Source organism: Streptomyces lomondensis, from assembly GCF_014651035.1.
Classification (GTDB): Bacteria; Actinomycetota; Actinomycetes; order Streptomycetales; family Streptomycetaceae; genus Streptomyces; species Streptomyces lomondensis.
In genome coordinates this window covers 723670-743898 of the sequence record NZ_BMWC01000002.1, presented here as the reverse complement: position 1 = coordinate 743898, position 20229 = coordinate 723670, and the positions used below count along the sequence as shown (strand labels likewise).

Sequence of the window (20229 nt, the reverse complement as noted above, 5' to 3'; positions counted from 1 at the left end):
GGGGCCACAAAGTCATGGGACTCGAAGAAAAGCTGCCGAGCGGCTTCCTGCTGACCACCGTCGAGCAGGCCGCGGGCTGGGTGCGCAAGGCGTCGGTCTTCCCCGCCACGTTCGGCCTCGCCTGCTGTGCCATCGAGATGATGACCACCGGCGCCGGCCGCTACGACCTGGCGCGCTTCGGCATGGAGGTCTTCCGGGGCTCGCCGCGCCAGGCGGACCTGATGATCGTCGCCGGCCGGGTGAGCCAGAAGATGGCGCCGGTGCTGCGGCAGGTCTACGACCAGATGCCGAACCCCAAGTGGGTGATCTCCATGGGGGTCTGCGCCTCCTCCGGCGGCATGTTCAACAACTACGCCATCGTCCAGGGCGTCGACCACATCGTGCCGGTCGACATCTACCTCCCCGGCTGCCCGCCACGGCCGGAGATGCTGATGGACGCCATCCTCAAGCTCCACCAGAAGATCCAGTCCTCCAAGCTCGGCGTGAACGCCGAGGAGGCGGCCCGCGAGGCGGAGGAGGCGGCGCTCAAGGCCCTGCCCACGATCGAGATGAAGGGGCTGCTGCGGTGAGCGACGCGAACGGCGCCAACGGCGTGAACCCCGAGAAGGACCTGTCGGCCTCCAACCTCCCCGGCCAGCGCGGCCAGGGCGGCGAGGAGATCCGCGTCCAGCGCGGCATGTTCGGCGCGAACAACGGCGGCGACACCTCCGGCTACGGCGGCCTGGTCCGCTCGGTCCGGCTCCCGGGACCGGCGACCAGGCCCTACGGCGGGTGGTTCGACGAGGTCGCCGATGAGCTGGAGGGCGCGCTGGAGGAGCAGGGGCTGCTCCCCGAGAACGCCATCGAGAAGACGGTCGTCGACCGGGGCGAGCTGACCTTCCACATCGAGCGCGAGCACCTGGTCCGCGTCGCCCGCACCCTGCGCGACGACCCGGCCCTGCGCTTCGAGCTGTGCACCGGCGTCAGCGGCGTCCACTACCCGAACGACAAGGGCCGCGAGCTGCACGCCGTCTACCACCTGCGCTCGATCACCCACAACCGGCTGATCCGCCTGGAGGTCAGCGCCCCCGACAGCGACCCGCACATCCCGTCGCTGTTCGAGGTCTATCCGACGAACGACTGGCACGAGCGCGAGACGTACGACTTCTTCGGCATCGTCTTCGACGGCCACCCCGCCCTGACGCGGATCATGATGCCGGACGACTGGCAGGGCTTTCCGCAGCGCAAGGACTACCCCCTCGGCGGCATCCCCGTCGAGTACAAGGGCGCCCAGATCCCGGCTCCGGACCAGCGGAGGTCGTACTCATGAGCACGTCGCACGCATCCGACGCCGCCGCCGCGGCGCGCGAGACCACCGAGGGCACCGTCTACACCGTCACCGGCGGGGACTGGGACGAGGTCGTCCAGACCGCGGCCCGCGCCGACGACGAGCGCATCGTCGTCAACATGGGCCCGCAGCACCCGTCCACGCACGGCGTGCTCCGCCTGATCCTGGAGATCGAGGGCGAGACCGTCACCGAGGCCCGCTGCGGCATCGGCTACCTGCACACCGGCATCGAGAAGAACCTCGAGTACCGGACGTGGACCCAGGGCACCACGTTCGTGACGCGCATGGACTACCTGACGCCGTTCTTCAACGAGACGGCGTACTGCCTCGGCGTCGAGAAGCTCCTCGGCATCGAGGACCAGATCCCGGACCGGGCCTCCATCATCCGTGTGCTCCTGATGGAGCTGAACCGGCTGTCCTCGCACCTGGTGTGCATCGCCACCGGCGGCATGGAGCTCGGCGCCACCACGATCATGATCTACGGATTCCGTGATCGTGAACTCATTCTCGATATCTACGAGCTGATCACCGGCCTGCGGATGAACCACGCGTACATCCGCCCCGGCGGACTCGCCCAGGACCTGCCGCCCGGCGCGGTGGACCAGATCCGCGAGTTCGTGAAGAAGATGAAGAAGAACCTCCCGGAGTACGACAAGCTCGCCACCGGGAACCCCATCTTCAAGGCCCGTATGCAGGACATCGGCTACCTCGACCTGGCCGGCTGCATGGCCCTCGGCGCGACGGGTCCGATCCTGCGCTCCACCGGCCTGCCGCACGACCTGCGCAAGGCCCAGCCGTACTGCGGCTACGAGACGTACGACTTCGACATCCCGACCGCCGACACCTGCGACGCCTACGGCCGCTTCCTGATCCGGTTGGAGGAGATGCGCCAGTCGCTGCGGATCGTCGAGCAGTGCCTGGACCGGCTGCAGCCCGGCCCGGTCATGGTCGCCGACAAGAAGATCGCCTGGCCCGCCCAGCTCGCCCTGGGACCCGACGGGCTCGGCAACTCCCTCGACCACATCAAGAAGATCATGGGCACCTCCATGGAGGCCCTGATCCACCACTTCAAGCTGGTCACCGAGGGCTTCCGCGTCCCGCCGGGACAGGCGTACACGGCGGTCGAGTCGCCCAAGGGCGAACTCGGGGTGCACGTCGTGTCCGACGGCGGCACCCGCCCCTACCGGGTCCACTTCCGCGACCCGTCCTTCACCAACCTTCAGGCCATGGCGGCGATGTGCGAGGGCGGCCAGGTCGCCGACGTCATCGTCGCCGTCGCGTCCATCGACCCCGTGATGGGAGGCGTCGACCGGTGACCACCTCATCTTCCGAGCGGGGCGTCAGCCTGGGCATGCCCGAACTGCCCGCACCCGCCTACCCGGACGACGTCCGGGCCCGGCTGGAGACCGACGCGCGCGAGATCATCGCCCGCTACCCGGACTCCCGGTCCGCCCTCCTGCCGCTGCTGCACCTCGTGCAGGCGGAGGAGGGGCACGTCACGCGCACCGGCATGCGGTTCTGCGCGGACATGCTCGGCCTCACCACGGCCGAGGTCACCGCCGTCGCCACCTTCTACACCATGTACCGGCGCCGGCCGAGCGGTGACTACCAGGTCGGGGTGTGCACCAACACCCTGTGCGCCGTGATGGGCGGGGACGCGATCTTCGAGGAGCTCCAGGAGCACCTGGGCGTCGGCAACGGCGAGACCACCGACGACGGCAAGGTCACCCTGGAGCACATCGAGTGCAACGCGGCCTGCGACTTCGCGCCGGTCGTGATGGTCAACTGGGAGTTCTTCGACAACCAGACCCCCAGCAGCGCCAAGCGCCTCGTCGACGACCTGCGCGCGGGACGGCCGGTCGCGCCCACGCGCGGGGCTCCCCTGTGCACCTTCAAGGAGACCGCCCGGGTCCTGGCCGGCTTCCCCGACGAGCGGGACGGGGCCGTCGAGGCCGGGGGAAGCGCGGGACCGGCTTCCCTGGTCGGCCTGAAGCTCGCCAAGGGGGAGGGCGCCCCCGCGCGCGTGGTGCATCCGCGCGGCGAGGCGGCCCGGACCGGGGCACCGCACGAGCCGTCACCGACGGAGCACTTGAGCTCGCACGACGCGCCGCAGGACACGTCGGCCTCCGACCCCGCCCACCCGGCCGGGCCTGTCGCCGAGGAGGGGGAGTGATGACCTTGGCAGCCGAGCTGAAAGACATGAGCCCCGAGAAGCTGCTCGCACCGGTGCTGTCGGCCTTCTGGGACGAGGACAGGTCCTGGACGCTGGACGTGTACCGAAGGCACGACGGGTACGAGGGGCTTCGCAAGGCGCTCGCCATGTCGCCGGACGACGTGATCGCGTACGTCAAGGACTCCGGTCTGCGCGGGCGCGGCGGCGCGGGATTCCCCACGGGCATGAAGTGGCAGTTCATTCCCCAGGGGGATGGAAAGCCGCACTATCTAGTTGTCAACGCCGACGAGTCGGAGCCGGGGACGTGCAAGGACATCCCGCTCCTCTTCGCGAACCCGCACAGCCTCATCGAGGGCATGATCATCGCGTGTTACGCCATCAGGTCGTCGCATGCCTTCATCTATCTGCGTGGTGAAGTCGTACCGGTGCTGCGGCGGTTGCACTCTGCCGTGCGCGAGACGTACGAGGCGGGCTTCCTCGGCGAGAACATCCTGGGCAGCGGACTCGACCTCGACATCACCGTGCACGCGGGCGCGGGCGCGTACATCTGCGGTGAGGAGACCGCACTGCTGGACTCGCTCGAAGGCCGCCGGGGTCAACCGCGGCTCCGTCCCCCCTTCCCTGCCGTCGCGGGCCTCTATGCGTGCCCGACTGTGGTGAACAACGTCGAGTCGATCGCTTCGGTTCCCGCGATCATGCATCGGGGCAAGGAATGGTTCCGGTCGATGGGGAGTGAGAAGTCGCCCGGCTTCACGCTCTACTCCCTGTCCGGCCATGTCGCGAGCCCCGGTCAGTACGAGGCGCCGCTCGGGATCACACTCCGCCAGCTCCTCGACATGAGCGGCGGCATGCGCCCCGGGCACCGCCTCAAGTTCTGGACGCCGGGCGGCTCCTCGACCCCGATGTTCACCGACGAGCACCTCGACGTCCCTCTTGATTACGAAGGAGTGGGCGCCGCGGGTTCCATGCTCGGCACCAAAGCCCTCCAGTGCTTCGACGAGACGACCTGCGTGGTCCGTGCCGTCACGCGCTGGACGGAGTTCTACGCCCACGAGTCCTGCGGCAAGTGCACGCCCTGCCGCGAGGGCACGTACTGGCTCGTGCAGCTGCTGCGCGACATCGAGGCCGGCAAGGGACGGATGTCCGACCTCGACAAGCTGAACGACATCGCCGACAACATCAACGGCAAGTCCTTCTGCGCCCTCGGCGACGGCGCCGCCTCGCCGATCTTCTCCTCGCTCAAGTACTTCCGCGAGGAGTACGAGCAGCACATCACGGGCCGGGGCTGCCCCTTCGACCCGGCCAAGTCGACGGCCTGGGCCGACCGCACGGAGGTGAACGCATGACCGTGACCACCAACGCTCCCGCGGGTGGGGGAGAGGCGGCGGTCCCGCCGGAGGACCTCGTGACGCTGACGATCGACGGCATCGAGATCAGCGTGCCCAAGGGCACCCTGGTCATCCGGGCCGCCGAACAGCTCGGCATCGAGATCCCCCGGTTCTGCGACCACCCCCTCCTCGATCCGGCCGGCGCCTGCCGCCAGTGCATCGTCGAGGTCGAGGGCCAGCGCAAGCCCATGGCGTCCTGCACCATCACCTGCACCGACGGGATGGTGGTGAAGACCCACCTCACCTCCCCGGTCGCCGAGAAGGCCCAGAAGGGTGTGATGGAGCTCCTGCTCATCAACCACCCGCTGGACTGCCCGGTCTGCGACAAGGGCGGCGAGTGCCCGCTGCAGAACCAGGCGATGTCGCACGGCGACGCCGAATCCCGTTTCGAGGGGCGGAAGCGGACGTTCGAGAAGCCCGTCCCGATCTCCACGCAGGTGCTGCTGGACCGGGAGCGGTGCGTGCTGTGCGCCCGCTGCACCCGGTTCTCCAACCAGGTCGCGGGCGACCCGATGATCGAGCTGCTCGAGCGCGGCGCGCTCCAGCAGGTGGGCACCGGCGAGGGCGACCCGTTCGAGTCGTACTTCTCCGGCAACACCATCCAGATCTGCCCGGTCGGCGCGCTGACCTCGGCGGCGTACCGATTCCGCTCCCGCCCCTTCGACCTCGTCTCCTCCCCGTCGGTGTGCGAGCACTGCTCCGGCGGCTGCGCCACGCGCACCGACCACCGGCGCGGCAAGGTCATGCGGCGGCTCGCCGCCCACGACCCCGAGGTCAACGAGGAGTGGATCTGCGACAAGGGGCGCTTCGCGTTCCGGTACGCCCAGCAGCGGGACCGGCTGGAGACGCCTTTGGTGCGCAACGCCGAAGGCGACCTCGAACCGGCCTCCTGGCCCGAGGCGCTCCAGATCGCGGCCCAGGGGCTGCTGGCCTCCCGGGGCCGCACCGGCGTCCTGACCGGCGGCCGCCTCACCATCGAGGACGCCTACGCGTACAGCAAGTTCGCGCGCGTGGCGCTCGACACCAACGACATCGACTTCCGCGCGCGCGTGCACAGCGGCGAGGAGGCCGACTTCCTCGCCGCCCAGGTCGCCGGACGCGGCCGGGACCTCGACGGCACGGGCGTCACGTACACCGCCCTGGAGAAGGCGCCGGCCGTCCTGCTGGTCGGGTTCGAGGCGGAGGAGGAGGCGCCCGGCGTCTTCCTGCGGCTCCGCAAGGCCTGGCGGGGGCACGGGCAGCGGACCTTCTCGCTCGCCACCCACGCCACCCGGGGCCTGGAGAAGGCCGGCGGCACGCTGCTGCCGGCGGCTCCCGGCACCGAGACCGAGTGGCTGGACGCGCTCGCGAGCAACGCCGGCCTGGAGGGCGACGGCGCCGCGGCCGCCGAGGCGCTGCGCGCCGAGGGCGCGGTGATCGTCGTCGGCGAGCGGCTGGCCGCGGTGGCCGGTGGTCTGACGGCCGCCGCCCGCACCGCCGCCGCGACCGGCGCCCGGCTGGTGTGGATCCCGCGCCGGGCCGGGGAACGCGGTGCGATCGAGGCGGGCGCGCTGCCCTCGCTGCTGCCGGGCGGGCGTCCGGCGACCGACCCGCGCGCGCGGGACGAGGTCGCCGCCGTCTGGGGCGTCGCCGGCCTGCCGCACCGCTACGGCCGCGACACCGGCCAGATCGTCGAGGCCGCCGCGACCGGCGAACTCCAGGCCCTGCTGGTGGCGGGCGTGGAGATCGCCGACCTGCCCGACCCGGCACGCGCGCGTGCCGCGCTCGACGAGGTCGGCTTCCTGGTCTCGCTCGAACTGCGGCCCGGCGAGATCACCCGCAAGGCCGACGTCGTCCTGCCCGTCGCGGCGGTCGCCGAGAAGGCCGGCACCTTCCTCAACTGGGAAGGCCGCGTCCGCTTCTTCGAGGCGGCGCTCAAGCCCGACCAGATGACCCGGCGTCTCGCGCCGTCCGACGCGCGCGTGCTGCAGATGCTCGCCGACGCCATGGACGTCCACCTCGGACTGCCGGATCTGCGCACCGTGCGCGCGGAGATCGACCGGCTCGGCGCCTGGGACGGCCCGCGGGCCGGCGAACCCGTGGAGACCGCGGGCGCGCTGCCCCGGCCGGCCGCGGGGGAGGCCGTACTCGCCGGGCACCGGCTGCTGCTCGACCAGGGCCTGCTCCAGCAGGGCGACGAGGCACTCGCCGGAACCCGGCACGCCGCACGCGCGCGTGTGTCGGCCGCGACGGCCGCCGAGGCGGGCGTCAAGGAGGGCGACCTCCTCGCGGTGACCGGCCCCCAGGGAGTCGTCGAACTGCCGCTCCAGATCAGTGACATGCCCGACCGGGTGGTGTGGCTCCCGCTCAACTCCACCGGCGGCGGCGTCGCCTCCGACACCGGGGCGCGGCCCGGCTCCCTCGTCCGCATCGGCCCGGCGACGCTCGCCGGCGAGGCCCCCAAGGAGGTGGAGGCATGAGCCCGTACCTCGCCGCTGAAGACCTCTCGATGTTCGGCACCGACCCCTGGTGGCTGGTCGCCATCAAGGCGGTGTTCTGCTTCGCCTTCCTGATGGTGACCGTGCTGGTCTCCATCGTCATGGAGCGCAAGGTCGTCGCCTGGATGCAGCTGCGCGTCGGCCCCAACCGGCACGGCCCCTGGGGCATGCTCCAGTCGCTCGCCGACGGCATCAAGCTGATGCTGAAGGAGGACGTGATCGTCAAGCGCGCGGACAAGGCGGTGTACGTCCTCGCGCCGATCATCGCGGCCATCCCGGCGTTCATGGCGATCGCGGTGATCCCCTTCGGCCCGGCCGGCAACGAGATCTCGATCTTCGGCCAGCGCACCACGATGCAGCTCACCGACCTGCCGATCGCGATGCTCTACATCCTCGCGGTCGCCTCGGTCGGCATCTACGGCATCGTGCTGGCGGGCTGGAGCTCCGGCTCGACGTACCCGCTGCTGGGCGGTCTGCGCTCGTGCGCGCAGATGATCTCCTACGAGATCGCGATGGGCGCCGCCTTCGCCTCCGTGTTCCTCTACTCCGGGTCGATGTCGACGTCCACGATCGTCGAGGGGCAGACCGACCGCTGGTACATCCTGCTGCTGCCAGTCTCCTTCATCCTCTACATCGTGACGATGGTCGGCGAGACCAACCGCGCCCCCTTCGACATGCCGGAGTCCGAGGGCGACCTGGTCGGCGGCTTCAACACCGAGTACTCGTCGATCAAGTTCGCGATGTTCATGCTCGCCGAGTACGTCAACATGGTGACCGTCTCGGCCGTCGCCACCACGCTCTTCCTCGGCGGCTGGCGGGCCCCCTGGCCCATCAGCACCTTCTGGGAGGGCGCCAACCACGGCTGGTGGCCGCTGCTGTGGTTCACGGTCAAGGTCCAGCTGCTGCTGTTCATGTTCATCTGGATCCGCGGCACCCTCCCGCGCGTCCGCTACGACCAGCTGATGAAGCTCGGCTGGAAGGTTCTCATCCCGGTCTCGCTGGTGTGGCTGATGCTCGTCGCGAGCGTCCGGGCCATGCGGAACGAGGGCTACGACTTCGCCGACATCGCCCTCTACGTCGGTGGCGGCGTGCTCGCCGTGCTGCTGCTCTCCTTCGTCGCCGACATGTTCCGCGAGAAGTCGAAGCGGGCCGAACCGCCCGCCGAGCCCCCGGCCGCGTTCGACCCGATGGCGGGCGGATTCCCCGTACCGCCCCTGCCGGGACAGGAACTTCCACCGGTCCCGCGCCGCCGCTCGCGCCGTGAGCGGGAGCTGATTGTCAGTGGTGGGCCCGATACTCAGAGTGACCAATCTCTGGGCGGAACTACGGATGGAAAGGAGGCGTCCGATGGCTGAGGAACTCGAGCGTTCGATGGGTGAGGAACCCAAGGACACCAAGCCCGGTTTCCAGAACCCGGTGGCCGGCTTCGGCGTGACCTTCAAGGCCATGTTCAAGAAGCGGCTGACCGAGCAGTACCCGGAGCAGCAGAAGACCACGGCTCCGCGCTTCCACGGACGGCACCAGCTCAACCGCCATCCGGACGGCCTGGAGAAGTGCGTCGGCTGCGAACTGTGCGCGTGGGCCTGCCCCGCCGACGCCATCTATGTGGAGGGCGCGGACAACACCGACGAGGAGCGCTACTCCCCGGGCGAGCGGTACGGCCGCGTCTACCAGATCAACTACGCCCGCTGCATCCTGTGCGGCCTGTGCATCGAGGCGTGCCCCACGCGCGCGCTCACGATGACGAACGAGTTCGAGCTCGCCGACTCCAGCCGGGCCAACCTCATCTACACCAAGGAGCAACTGCTCGCCGGTCTGGAGGAGGGCATGGTCGACACGCCCCACGCCATCTACCCGGGGACGGACGAACAGGACTACTACCGGGGCCTGGTCACCGAGGCCGCGCCCGGTACGGAGCAGCAGGTCGCCCACTCCAAGGGCGAGGTCGTCCAGGAGGCCGACTCGACCTTCGGCGGGACCGAACCGGCGTCGGGGAAGGTGATCGGCCGATGACCGCCCAGCTCGCCGCCTACTCCACCTCCACTGGAGAGGCCGTCCAGTTCTGGATCCTCGGCACCGTCGCGGTGATCGGCGCCCTGTGCACCATCCTCATGAAGAGGGCCGTGCACAGCGCGCTCTGCCTCGCCGGGACCATGATCATCCTGGCGGTGTTCTACCTCGCCAACGGCGCCTATTTCCTGGGCGTCGTGCAGATCGTCGTCTACACCGGCGCGATCATGATGCTGTTCCTGTTCGTGGTGATGCTCGTCGGCGTCACCGCGGCGGACTCCCTGAAGGAGACCATCAAGGGCCAGCGCTGGCTGGCCCTGCTGTGCGGGCTCGGCTTCGGCGTCCTGCTGATCGCCGGGATCGGCAACGCCTCCCTCAGAGAGTTCAACGGCATCGGCCAGGCGAACGCGGGCGGAAACGTGGAGGGCATCGCCGCCCTCATCTTCACCAAGTACGTCTTCGCGTTCGAGATCACCGGCGCCCTGCTCATCACGGCCGCCGTCGGCGCCATGGTGCTCACCCACCGCGAGCGCACCGAACGGGCCAAGACGCAGCGCGAACTCGCCGAGGAACGCGTCCGTTCGGGCAAGCAGCTGCCGCCCCTGCCGGCGCCCGGTGTCTACGCCCGGCACAACGCGGTCGACATCGCGGGCCTGCTGCCCGACGGCACCCCCTCCGACCTCACCGTCAGCAAGACGCTGCGCGAGCGGGGCCAGATCCGGGACGTGTCGCAGGAGGCGCTCAACGACCTGCGGGCCCTGGAGCAGCGTGCCGAGGAGCGCCTGGGGCGGAAGGCCATCGAGCCGGCCACGTTCAAGCGGCCCGAGGAGGCGTCGAAGTGAACCCCGTCAACTACCTCTACCTCGCGGCCCTGTTGTTCACGATCGGCGCCACCGGCGTGCTGATCAGGCGCAACGCGATCGTCGTGTTCATGTGCATCGAGCTCATGCTCAACGCCTGCAACCTCGCGTTCGTCGCCTTCTCCCGCATGCACGGCAACCTCGACGGCCAGATCATCGCCTTCTTCACGATGGTCGTCGCCGCCGCGGAGGTCGTGGTCGGGCTCGCGATCATCGTGTCCCTGTTCCGCGCCCGCCACTCGGCCTCGGTCGACGACGCCAGCCTGATGAAGCTGTAAGGGGTCGGAAGAATCGTGGAGAACCTGATTGCGCTGCTGGTGGCGGCGCCCCTGCTCGGAGCGGCGGTCCTGCTGTGCGGCGGACGCCGGCTGGACGCCGTCGGCCACTGGATCGGCACGCTGCTCGCGGCCGTCTCCTTCGTGCTCGGCCTGGTCCTGTTCACCGACATGCTCGGCCAGGACGCCGAACACCGCGTCATGGCCCAGCACCTGTTCAGCTGGATCCCGGTCGAGGGCTTCCAGGCGGACGTCGCCTTCCAGCTCGACCAGCTGTCCATGACGTTCGTGCTGCTGATCACGGGCGTCGGATCGCTGATCCACCTGTACTCCGTCGGGTACATGGAGCACGACGAGCGGCGCCGCCGCTTCTTCGGGTACCTGAACCTGTTCCTCGCGGCGATGCTGCTGCTGGTCCTCGCCGACAACTACCTGCTGCTGTACGTCGGCTGGGAGGGCGTCGGCCTCGCCTCCTACCTGCTGATCGGCTTCTGGCAGCACAAGCCCAGCGCCGCCACGGCCGCGAAGAAGGCCTTCCTGGTCAACCGCGTCGGCGACATGGGCCTGTCCATCGCGATCATGCTGATGTTCCTCTGGTTCGGCACCTTCGCCTTCGGGCCGGTGCTCGGCAGCCACGAGGAGGCCGGGCTCGCCGGCGCAGCCGGTGAGGACAAGCTCACCGCGATCGCCCTGATGCTGCTGCTCGCCGCCTGCGGAAAGTCCGCCCAGGTGCCGCTCCAGTCCTGGCTCGGGGACGCGATGGAGGGCCCGACCCCGGTCTCGGCCCTCATCCACGCCGCGACGATGGTGACGGCGGGCGTCTACCTGATCGTCCGCTCCGGGGCCGTGTTCAACGGCGCACCGGACGCGCAGCTGGTCGTCACCATCGTCGGTGCCGTCACGCTCCTCTTCGGTGCGATCGTCGGTTGCGCGAAGGACGACATCAAGAAGGCCCTGGCCGGCTCGACCATGTCCCAGATCGGCTACATGATCCTCGCCGCGGGCCTCGGCCCCATCGGCTACGTCTTCGCGATCATGCACCTGGTGACGCACGGCTTCTTCAAGGCCGGGCTGTTCCTCGGCGCCGGTTCGGTCATGCACGGCATGAACGACGAGGTGGACATGAGGAGGTACGGCGGCCTGCGGAAGTACATGCCGGTCACCTTCGTCACCTTCGGCCTCGGCTACCTCGCGATCATCGGATTCCCGGGCCTGTCGGGCTTCTTCTCCAAGGACAAGATCATCGAGGCGGCGTTCGCCAAGGGCGGTACCGAGGGCTGGATCCTCGGCGCCTGCGCCCTGCTCGGCGCGGCCATCACCGCGTACTACATGACGCGCGTGATGCTGATGACGTTCTTCGGCGAGGAGCGCTGGCGCAACGCCCCGACGCCGTCCCCGGCCCAGCCGGACGTGGAGCCCGCCGCCGAGACGCGCGGCGAGTACACCCCGCCGCACCCGCACGAGTCGCCCAAGGTCATGACGATCCCCATGATCGTGCTGGCCGTCGGGTCGGTGGCGGGCGGTGCATTCTTCAGCATCGGCGACCGCTTCCTGCACTGGCTGGAGCCGATCACCGGCCACGACCACGGCAACCCGCCGGTCAGCGCCCTCACGGTCACGCTGTCCACGGTCGCCGTGATGGTCATCGGCGTCGCCGCCGCCTGGGCGCAGTACGGCCGCCGCCCGGTCCCGGCCGTCGCCCCGCGCGGCTCGCTGCTCACCCGGGCCGCCCGGCGCGACCTGCTCCAGGACGACTTCAACCACGTCGTCCTGGTCCGCGGCGGCGAGCACCTCACGCGGTCCCTGGTCTACGTCGACCACACCCTGGTCGACGGCGTCGTCAACGGCACGGCGGCCTCGGTCGGCGGCCTCTCCGGGCGGATGCGCAGGCTGCAGAACGGCTTCGCCCGCTCCTACGCGGTCTCGATGTTCGGCGGCGCGGCGGTCATCGTCGCCGCGACCCTGCTGATGAGGGCGGTCTGATACCGATGTCCTTTCCTCTGCTGACAGTGACAGCGGCGCTCCCGGCCGTCGGGGCGATCGCCACGGCCGCCGTACCGGCCGCGCGGCGCACCGCCGCCAAGTGGCTGGCGCTGCTCGTCTCGCTCGCCACGCTGGTCCTGGCGATCGTCATCGCCGTGCGCTTCGACCCGGGCGGCGAGCGCTACCAGCTCACCGAGTCCCACGCCTGGATCGCGGACTTCGGCGTCCGCTACGAACTGGGCGTGGACGGCATCGCGGTGGCGCTGATCGCGCTGACCGCCCTGCTGATCCCGTTCATCATCCTCGCGGGCTGGCACGACGCCGACCCGCTGGAGACCGGCAGCAAGCGGTGGCGGCCCACGCAGGGCTTCTTCGCCCTGATCCTGGCCGTCGAGGCGATGGTGATCCTCTCCTTCGAGGCCACCGACGTCTTCCTCTTCTACATCTTCTTCGAAGCCATGCTGATCCCGATGTACTTCCTCATCGGCGGCTTCGGGGACCGTGCCCACGAGCACGGCGAGAAGGCGGCGGCGACGCAACGGTCGTACGCGGCGGTGAAGTTCCTCCTCTACAACCTGGTCGGCGGCCTGATCATGCTGGCCGCGGTGATCGGCCTGTACGTGGTCGCCGGGAACTTCTCGCTCACCGAGATCGCCGAGGCCCGGGCCAACGGCTCGCTGGAGATGGCGGCCAGCACCGAACGCTGGCTGTTCCTCGGCTTCTTCTTCGCCTTCGCGGTGAAGGCGCCGCTGTGGCCGCTGCACACCTGGCTGCCCAACGCGATGCAGGAGTCGACCGCCCCGGTCGCCGTGCTCATCACGGCGGTCGTCGACAAGGTCGGCACCTTCGCGATGCTCCGCTTCTGCCTCCAGCTCTTCCCGGAGGCCAGCAAGTGGGCCACGCCCGCGATCCTCGTCCTCGCCCTGATCAGCATCATCTACGGGGCGCTGCTCGCGGTCGGCCAGCGCGACATCAAGCGCCTGATCGCCTACGCGTCGATCTCCCACTTCGGCTTCATCATCATGGGCATCTTCGCGATGACCAGCCAGGGCCAGTCCGGGGCGACGCTCTACATGGTCAACCACGGCATCTCGACCGCCGCGCTGATGCTGATCGCGGGCTTCCTGATCTCCCGGCGCGGCTCGCGGCTCATCGCCGACTACGGCGGAGTGCAGAAGGTCGCACCGGTGCTCGCCGGCACGTTCCTGATCGGCAGCCTCGCGACCCTGTCCCTGCCCGGACTGGCGCCGTTCGTGAGCGAGTTCCTGGTCCTGGTCGGCACGTTCACGCGCTACCCGGTGATCGGCATCATCGCCACCTTCGGCATCGTCCTCGCCGCCCTCTACACCCTCGTCCTCTACCAGCGGACGATGACGGGCCCGGTGAAACCGGAGGTCAGCGCGATGCCTGATCTCAGGGTGCGGGAACTCGTGGTGGTCGCGCCGCTGGTCGTACTGCTGATCTTCCTGGGCGTCTACCCGAAGCCCGTCACGGACATCGTCGACCCGGCGGTCAAGCAGACCATGTCCGACGTACAGAAGAAGGACCCCCAGCCCGAGGTGGAGGCGGCCAAGTGAGCGCATCAGCCGTCCACAGCCTGTGGACAACCGCGGTCGAACCGATCACCAAGATCGACGCGCCGACGTTCGAGTACGGACAGATGGCGCCCACCCTGATCATCGTCGGAGCGGCGATCATCGGGATCCTGATCGAGGCGTTCGTCCCACGCAAGTCGCGTTACTACGTCCAGATGTTCGTGTCCGTCGTGGCACTCGTGGCCGCCTTCGCCGCGGTCGTCGCCCTCGCGGCCGACGGGTACGGCACGACCAAGGCGCGCATCGCGGCGATGGGCGCGATCGCCGTCGACGGACCGGCCCTCTTCCTCCAGGGCACCATCCTGCTGGCTGCCCTGGTCGGCCTGTTCACCTTCGCCGAGCGGCGGCTGGACCCGGTGGTGCACGGCAACCGGGTCGACTCCTTCGCCGCGCAGGCCGCGTCCGTGCCGGGCAGCGAGAGCGAGAAGGCCGCGGTCAAGGCCGGGTTCACCACCACCGAGGTCTTCCCGTTGCTGCTGTTCGCCGTCGCCGGCATGCTGATCTTCCCGGCGGCCAACGACCTGCTGACGCTGTTCGTGGCGCTGGAGGTCTTCTCCCTCCCGCTGTACCTGCTGTGCGCCCTGGCCCGCCGCAAGCGGCTCATGTCGCAGGAGGCGGCCGTCAAGTACTTCCTGCTCGGCGCCTTCGCCTCCGCGTTCACCCTGTTCGGCATCGCGATGCTCTACGGCTACGCGGGCTCGATGTCGTACGCGACGATCGCGCAGGTCGTCGAGGGCACGGTCCAGGACGTCAACCCGGCGCTCGCCGACACCATGGGCAACGACGCGCTGCTGCTCGTCGGCGCGGCGCTGCTGGTGATGGGCCTGCTGTTCAAGGTGGGCGCGGTGCCGTTCCACATGTGGACGCCGGACGTGTACCAGGGCGCGCCGACCCCGGTGACCGGGTTCATGGCGGCGGCGACGAAGGTGGCGGCGTTCGGCGCGCTGCTGCGGGTGCTGTACGTCGTCCTGCCGGGCCTGCGCTGGGACTGGCGGCCGGTCATGTGGGCCGTGGCCATCGTCACCATGCTGGGCGGTGCGATCGTCGCGATCACGCAGACCGACATCAAGCGGCTGCTGGCGTACTCGTCGATCGCGCACGCCGGGTTCATCCTCGCGGGTGTCATCGCGACCACGCCGGACGGTGTGTCGTCGGTGCTGTTCTACCTGGCCGCGTACTCGTTCGTGACGATCGGCGCCTTCGCGGTGGTCACGCTCGTGCGCGATGCGGGCGGTGAGGCGACGCACCTGTCCAAGTGGGCGGGGCTGGGGCGCCGGTCTCCGCTGGTGGCTGCCGTGTTCGCGGTGTTCCTGCTGGCCTTCGCGGGCATTCCGCTGACCTCCGGCTTCGCCGGGAAGTTCGCCGTGTTCAAGGCGGCGGCGGAGGGCGGTGCGGCCCCGCTCGTCGTGATCGGTGTGATCTCGTCGGCGATCGCGGCGTTCTTCTACATCCGCGTCATCGTGCTGATGTTCTTCAGCGAGCCGCGGCCCGAGGGCCCGACAGTGGCCGTGCCGTCGCCGCTGACGATCACGGCGATCGGGGTGGGCGTGGCGGTCACGCTGGTGCTCGGTGTGGCGCCGCAGTACTTCCTGGACCTGGCGGGGCAGGCGGGCGTGTTCGTCCGCTGACACCCCCTGGGCGGTACGCGCGAGCGGGACCCGGTCTCCTTCGGGAGCCGGGTCCCGCTCGCGCGTGAGCCCTCAGGGACGCGGGCGGGTCACGGGCACGTCACCCTGGGGTTCCAGGGGTAGAAGACGCCCCGGGGGTTGTCCTTGTAGATCCAGGCGTGCAGCGTGTAGACGACGCCCAGCCCGGGGATCTCCTCCGGCCCGTCGAACTTCTGGTCGCCGAACATGACCGGACGGTCCCAGTCCGTCTTCACGTTCTGGTCGGCGTCACGGACGATCCACTCCACGGCTCCGAGGCGCTTCTTGCCCTTCTTGTCCTTGTGGTAGGCGAGTCCGGCGGGCTGGGCCGGGTCGGTGGAGTTGATGAGCTGCTGCTTGACGTAGTGGTAGCCCATGCCGCCTTCCCCGAGGAGAGCGACGCAGGCGTTGTTCCGCAAGTAGTCGTCCTTGATCGCGCGCTTCAGGTTCCGGTACTTGGACGTCGCGGCGTAGGTCCGGTCGAGCTCGTTCTCCGGCCCGGGGTCCTTCCAGGTGGCGTGTGCGGGGACCGCGGCGAGTGAGAGCGCGGTCGTCAGGGCGAGAGCGCAGGCGGCCTTGAGGGGTGACATGTCGTGTCGCTCCTTGCGGGAGGGGCGCCAGGAAGGAGGCGCCCGTCGAGGGGGCGCCGAGGCGCCCGATCAGGGGTTGCGGGCCTCCCCCGTCCCGCGTGAGCAGCATCGCCCGGCCCGTGGGGGCGTGCCAGGCGAGCCGTCCATTGAGCTGAGTCGAACGCCCGTGTGGGCCTGTCGCATCCACCGGGTGGGACCTGTGGATAACTCCGGGGCTGTCGGTGCGGGCGCCTATGGTGGACGCAGTGGTCGAGGCGCGACGCACGGGGGGACGGAACGATGGGCGCTACGGGCGGGACGGGTGTGATGACGGAACTGGACGCGGTGACCGGAACGGGGGCCGGGACGGGTGCGGGCGGTGGCCCCGCCGGGCCGCTGGGCGCCGACGCGAGCGAGGCGCTGGCCGCGCTGCACCGGGTCTTCGGCTACGACGCCTTCCGCGGCGAGCAGGAAGCCGTCATCGACCATGTGGTCGCGGGCGGCGACGCCGTGGTGCTCATGCCGACCGGTGGCGGCAAGTCGCTGTGCTACCAGATCCCGTCCCTGGTCCGGCCCGGTACGGGCGTGGTCGTCTCGCCGCTCATCGCCCTCATGCAGGACCAGGTGGACGCGCTGCGGGCGCTGGGCGTGCGCGCCGGGTTCGTGAACTCCACGCAGGACTTCGACGAGCGGCGGGTGGTGGAGGCCGAGTTCCTCGCCGGCGAGCTGGACCTGCTGTACCTGGCGCCGGAGCGGCTGCGGCTGGAGAGCACGCTCGATCTGCTCTCGCGCGGCAAGATCTCCGTCTTCGCGATCGACGAGGCGCACTGCGTCTCCCAGTGGGGCCACGACTTCCGGCCCGACTACCTCGCGCTGTCCCTGCTCGGCGAGCGCTGGCCGGACGTGCCGCGGATCGCCCTCACGGCGACGGCCACGCGCGCGACACACCAGGAGATCACCGAGCGGCTGAACATGCCGACGGCCCGCCACTTCGTGGCGAGCTTCGACCGGCCCAACATCCAGTACCGGATCGTGCCGAAGGCCGACCCGAAGAAGCAGCTGCTGGCCTTCCTGCGCGAGGAGCACGCGGGCGACGCGGGCATCGTCTACTGCCTGTCGCGCAACTCCGTCGACAAGACCGCCGAGTTCCTCAGCCGCAACGGCATCGAGGCGGTGCCCTACCACGCGGGCCTGGACGCGGGCACCCGCGCGGCCCACCAGTCCCGCTTCCTGCGGGAGGACGGCCTGGTCGTGGTGGCGACCATCGCCTTCGGCATGGGCATCGACAAGCCGGACGTCCGCTTCGTCGCCCACCTCGACCTGCCCAAGTCGGTCGAGGGCTACTACCAGGAGACGGGCCGGGCCGGCCGGGACGGGCTGCCGTCGACGGCCTGGATGGCCTACGGGCTGAACGACGTCATACAGCAGCGCAAGCTGATCCAGTCCGGGGAGGGCGACGAGGCCTTCCGGCGCCGGGCCCAGGCCCACCTGGACGCGATGCTGGCGCTGTGCGAGACGGCGCAGTGCCGCCGGGGCCAGCTCCTCGCCTACTTCGGCCAGGACCCGGACCCGGCCGGCTGCGGCAACTGCGACACCTGCCTGACCCCGCCGGAGACCTGGGACGGCACGGTCGCGGCGCAGAAGGTGCTGTCGACGGTGGTACGGCTCCAGCGGGAGCGGGGGCAGAAGTTCGGCGCGGTGCAGATCGTCGACATCCTGCTGGGCAAGCGGACCGGCAAGGTCATCCAGTTCGACCACGACCAGCTGTCGGTGTTCGGCATCGGCGACGACCTGACCGAGGGCGAATGGCGGGGCGTCATCCGGCAGTTGCTGGCCCAGGGGCTGCTCGCCGTGGAGGGCGAGTACGGCACGCTCGTGCTGACGGAGGCCAGCGGGTCGGTGCTGCGGCGGGAGCGTGAGGTGCCGCTGCGCAAGGAGCCGAAGAAGCCGGTGACCTCCCGGTCGGGCTCCTCGTCGTCCTCCGGCTCCGGGCGGAGCGAGCGCAAGGCCAGGACGGCCGCGGCCGAGCTGCCCGAGGAACTGCTGCCGGCTTTCGAGGCCCTGCGCGCCTGGCGCGCCGAGCAGGCCCGCGAGCAGGGCGTCCCGGCGTACGTCATCTTCCACGACGCCACGCTGAGGGAGATCGCCACGGTGTGGCCGGCGTCGGTGACCGAACTCGGTGGGATCAGCGGGGTCGGCGAGAAGAAGCTCGCGACGTACGGGGAGGGCGTGCTGGAGGTGCTCGCGTCCCTGGGCGGGCCGCCCGGCTCGACTCCGGCGGCCGACTCGGCTCCGACCACCGGCTCAACTCCGGGCCAGGCACCCGGCCAGGACACGGGCGGACCGGACGACTGGCCGGAGCTGGACGCCGAGCCGGAGCCCGAGGACTGGATATAGGGCCGGGCTCGCCCTGGGGGGCGTCGGGCCCGTAGGGGGATCCGCCAACGGCTCCTGAGCTGGTCCGGCTTGACCAGCCGGTGTGGCTAGGGCCCAGCCGGTGTGGCCATGGCCCAGCTGGTCCGGCGATGGTCCAGCTGGTGTGGCTAGATCCAGCCGGTGTGGCCCATCGTCCAGCCGGTCCGGCGATGGTCCAGCCGGTGTGCCTGGATCCAGCCGGTCCGGCCCATGGCCCAGCCGGTCCGGCGATGGTCCAGCCGGTGTGCCTGGATCCAGCCGGTCCGGCCCATGGCCCAGCCGGTCTGGCAATGGCCCAGCCGGTGTGGCTAGACCCAGCCGACCCGGCCCGTGGTCCAGCCGGTCCGGCCCACGGCCCAGCCGGTCCGGCATGGCCCGAACGGTCCGGCTAAGACAGCGCCGTCAGTCCCGGTGCGAACGCGATCAGCAGGGGCAGCAGCGGCACCAGCGCGGCCGTCGTGGTCGTCAGAGCCCGGTGCCGGCGGCCCAGCCGGGGCGGCGGCTCCAGGAGGCGGTCGACCCGCTCGCCCAGCAGGCGGTGGCTGGAGGCGCAGGACAGGACGCCCCGGTGCTGGTTGAGCTCGATCAGGGCCAGGGCGGTGGTCAGGTGGCCGCAGCGGCGGGAGGCCGTGTCGTCGGCGGCGAGTTCGACCAGGCGGTGGGTCTGGTCGCAGAAGTGGGCGAACAGCGGGATGCGGGGGAATCCGGTGGCCAGGGCGGTGGACAGGTGCAGCAGCCAGTCGTGGCGGGCGCGGGCGTGGCCGCGCTCGTGGGTGAGGACGGCGTCCAGCTGGTGGCCGGTGAGGCGGTGCAGGGCACCGGTGGTGACGATCAGCTGCGGCGGGTTGCCGGGCATCCACCAGGCGTCGGGGTACTCGTCCTCCAGGACCAGGAGCGGTCCCCGGGCGGCGGGCAGGCCGGCCGGCAGGTCGGGGGCGCGTTCGCGCAGGTGGGCGCGGGCCTGGGCGCGGCGCCTGCGGGCCTCGACGAGTTCCCGCGCGAGCATCGCGGTCGTCCAGGCGGCGCCGCAGGCCAGCAGCAGGGTGAGGGCGGCGGCCCACGGCGGGGCGGTGGACAGGTCGTACGCCGCGGTCACGGCGGGCGGAGCGGGGGCGAAGAGCTGGGCGCGGACGGTGCCGAAGACGGCGGCGGCACCCAGGGAGAGCGCCGTCACGCAGCACAGCAGGACCGTGGCGACCAGGCACTGCCACACCCACAGCGCCACCACCGGTTCCCGCTCGGGCCAGGTGGCCCGGGTCAGCGCACGGGGCACGGGTACGGCGGCCGTCACGGCCACGACGCTCAGCAGGAGCAGGCAGACGGTCATTGCCACGGGCTCCGGTTCCTGGTCGGAAGAGGGGCGGCTACGAGTCGTGCGGGGGAGGGCGGTCGCAGCGCGCACCGGCGGCACGACTGCCGTGCTGACCGGTGACGCGGCTGCGGTGCGCACCGATGACGCGGCTGCTGTGCGCACCGGTGACCGCGGCGAGCGCGGCGAAGGTGCCGGGTAC

The 20229-nt window shown here is 70.4% G+C and carries 17 protein-coding genes; 14 read left to right on the top strand and 3 right to left on the bottom strand.

What is annotated here, in order from left to right; genetic code table 11:
- The first annotated feature begins 14 nt into the window (after positions 1-14).
- Genes IE255_RS10815 through nuoN form a run of 13 tightly spaced genes read left to right on the top strand, consistent with a single transcriptional unit; the run spans position 15 to position 15716 of the window.
- Positions 15-569, top strand: coding sequence for a NuoB/complex I 20 kDa subunit family protein (locus IE255_RS10815; RefSeq protein WP_007383964.1), 555 nt, complete (start codon positions 15-17; stop codon positions 567-569).
- Complete coding sequence (locus IE255_RS10810; protein WP_190049943.1) at positions 566-1309, top strand: NADH-quinone oxidoreductase subunit C; 744 nt, start codon at positions 566-568, stop codon at positions 1307-1309. The genes IE255_RS10815 and IE255_RS10810 overlap by 4 nt, the downstream gene beginning before the upstream one ends.
- Positions 1306-2643 (top strand): NADH-quinone oxidoreductase subunit D, encoded by a 1338-nt coding sequence (locus IE255_RS10805; protein ID WP_190049942.1) that lies wholly within the window; start codon positions 1306-1308, stop codon positions 2641-2643. The genes IE255_RS10810 and IE255_RS10805 overlap by 4 nt, the downstream gene beginning before the upstream one ends.
- A complete protein-coding gene (gene nuoE / locus IE255_RS10800; protein WP_190049941.1) occupies positions 2640-3500 on the top strand; it encodes an NADH-quinone oxidoreductase subunit NuoE in 861 nt (286 codons plus the stop codon). The genes IE255_RS10805 and nuoE overlap by 4 nt, the downstream gene beginning before the upstream one ends.
- Positions 3497-4846 carry an NADH-quinone oxidoreductase subunit NuoF gene (gene nuoF / locus IE255_RS10795; RefSeq protein WP_190049940.1) on the top strand — a complete coding sequence of 450 codons (1350 nt, stop codon included), beginning with the start codon at positions 3497-3499 and terminating at the stop codon, positions 4844-4846. The genes nuoE and nuoF overlap by 4 nt, the downstream gene beginning before the upstream one ends.
- Entirely contained in the window at positions 4843-7347 is a 2505-nt protein-coding gene (locus IE255_RS10790; protein ID WP_190049939.1) for an NADH-quinone oxidoreductase subunit G, read from the top strand. The genes nuoF and IE255_RS10790 overlap by 4 nt, the downstream gene beginning before the upstream one ends.
- A complete protein-coding gene (nuoH, locus tag IE255_RS10785; RefSeq protein WP_190049938.1) occupies positions 7344-8720 on the top strand; it encodes an NADH-quinone oxidoreductase subunit NuoH in 1377 nt (458 codons plus the stop codon). The genes IE255_RS10790 and nuoH overlap by 4 nt, the downstream gene beginning before the upstream one ends.
- A gap of 16 nt (positions 8721-8736) precedes the next feature.
- The gene (nuoI, locus tag IE255_RS10780; RefSeq protein ID WP_190050115.1) at positions 8737-9378 is read left to right on the top strand and encodes an NADH-quinone oxidoreductase subunit NuoI; all 642 of its coding nucleotides are present in this window, start codon (positions 8737-8739) and stop codon (positions 9376-9378) included.
- Positions 9375-10217 carry an NADH-quinone oxidoreductase subunit J gene (locus IE255_RS10775; protein ID WP_190049937.1) on the top strand — a complete coding sequence of 281 codons (843 nt, stop codon included), beginning with the start codon at positions 9375-9377 and terminating at the stop codon, positions 10215-10217. The genes nuoI and IE255_RS10775 overlap by 4 nt, the downstream gene beginning before the upstream one ends.
- Positions 10214-10513, top strand: coding sequence for an NADH-quinone oxidoreductase subunit NuoK (gene nuoK / locus IE255_RS10770; protein WP_003992252.1), 300 nt, complete (start codon positions 10214-10216; stop codon positions 10511-10513). The genes IE255_RS10775 and nuoK overlap by 4 nt, the downstream gene beginning before the upstream one ends.
- 15 nt (positions 10514-10528) lie before the next feature.
- Positions 10529-12493, top strand: coding sequence for an NADH-quinone oxidoreductase subunit L (nuoL, locus tag IE255_RS10765; RefSeq protein ID WP_190049936.1), 1965 nt, complete (start codon positions 10529-10531; stop codon positions 12491-12493).
- Between the two features lie 5 nt (positions 12494-12498).
- Positions 12499-14070, top strand: coding sequence for an NADH-quinone oxidoreductase subunit M (locus IE255_RS10760; RefSeq protein ID WP_190049935.1), 1572 nt, complete (start codon positions 12499-12501; stop codon positions 14068-14070).
- A complete protein-coding gene (gene nuoN, locus IE255_RS10755; protein WP_190049934.1) occupies positions 14067-15716 on the top strand; it encodes an NADH-quinone oxidoreductase subunit NuoN in 1650 nt (549 codons plus the stop codon). Before IE255_RS10760 ends, nuoN begins: the two co-directional genes overlap by 4 nt.
- 89 nt (positions 15717-15805) lie before the next feature.
- Here the strand turns inward: nuoN and IE255_RS10750 are convergent, their stop codons facing one another.
- On the bottom strand, positions 15806-16324 hold the full coding sequence (locus tag IE255_RS10750; protein WP_190049933.1) for a hypothetical protein: 519 nt from the start codon (positions 16322-16324) through the stop codon (positions 15806-15808).
- Between the two features lie 306 nt (positions 16325-16630).
- Between IE255_RS10750 and recQ the strand changes: the two genes are divergently transcribed.
- Complete coding sequence (gene recQ / locus IE255_RS10745) at positions 16631-18700, top strand: DNA helicase RecQ (RefSeq protein ID WP_372487608.1); 2070 nt, start codon at positions 16631-16633, stop codon at positions 18698-18700.
- Between the two features lie 146 nt (positions 18701-18846).
- Here recQ and IE255_RS10740 read toward each other — a convergent pair whose 3' ends face one another.
- Both IE255_RS10740 and IE255_RS10735 read right to left on the bottom strand, forming a co-directional pair.
- Positions 18847-18990, bottom strand: coding sequence for a hypothetical protein (locus IE255_RS10740; protein ID WP_190049931.1), 144 nt, complete (start codon positions 18988-18990; stop codon positions 18847-18849).
- Between the two features lie 116 nt (positions 18991-19106).
- Positions 19107-20045 (bottom strand): M56 family metallopeptidase, encoded by a 939-nt coding sequence (locus IE255_RS10735; protein ID WP_190050114.1) that lies wholly within the window; start codon positions 20043-20045, stop codon positions 19107-19109.
- Between the last annotated feature and the right edge of the window lie 184 nt (positions 20046-20229).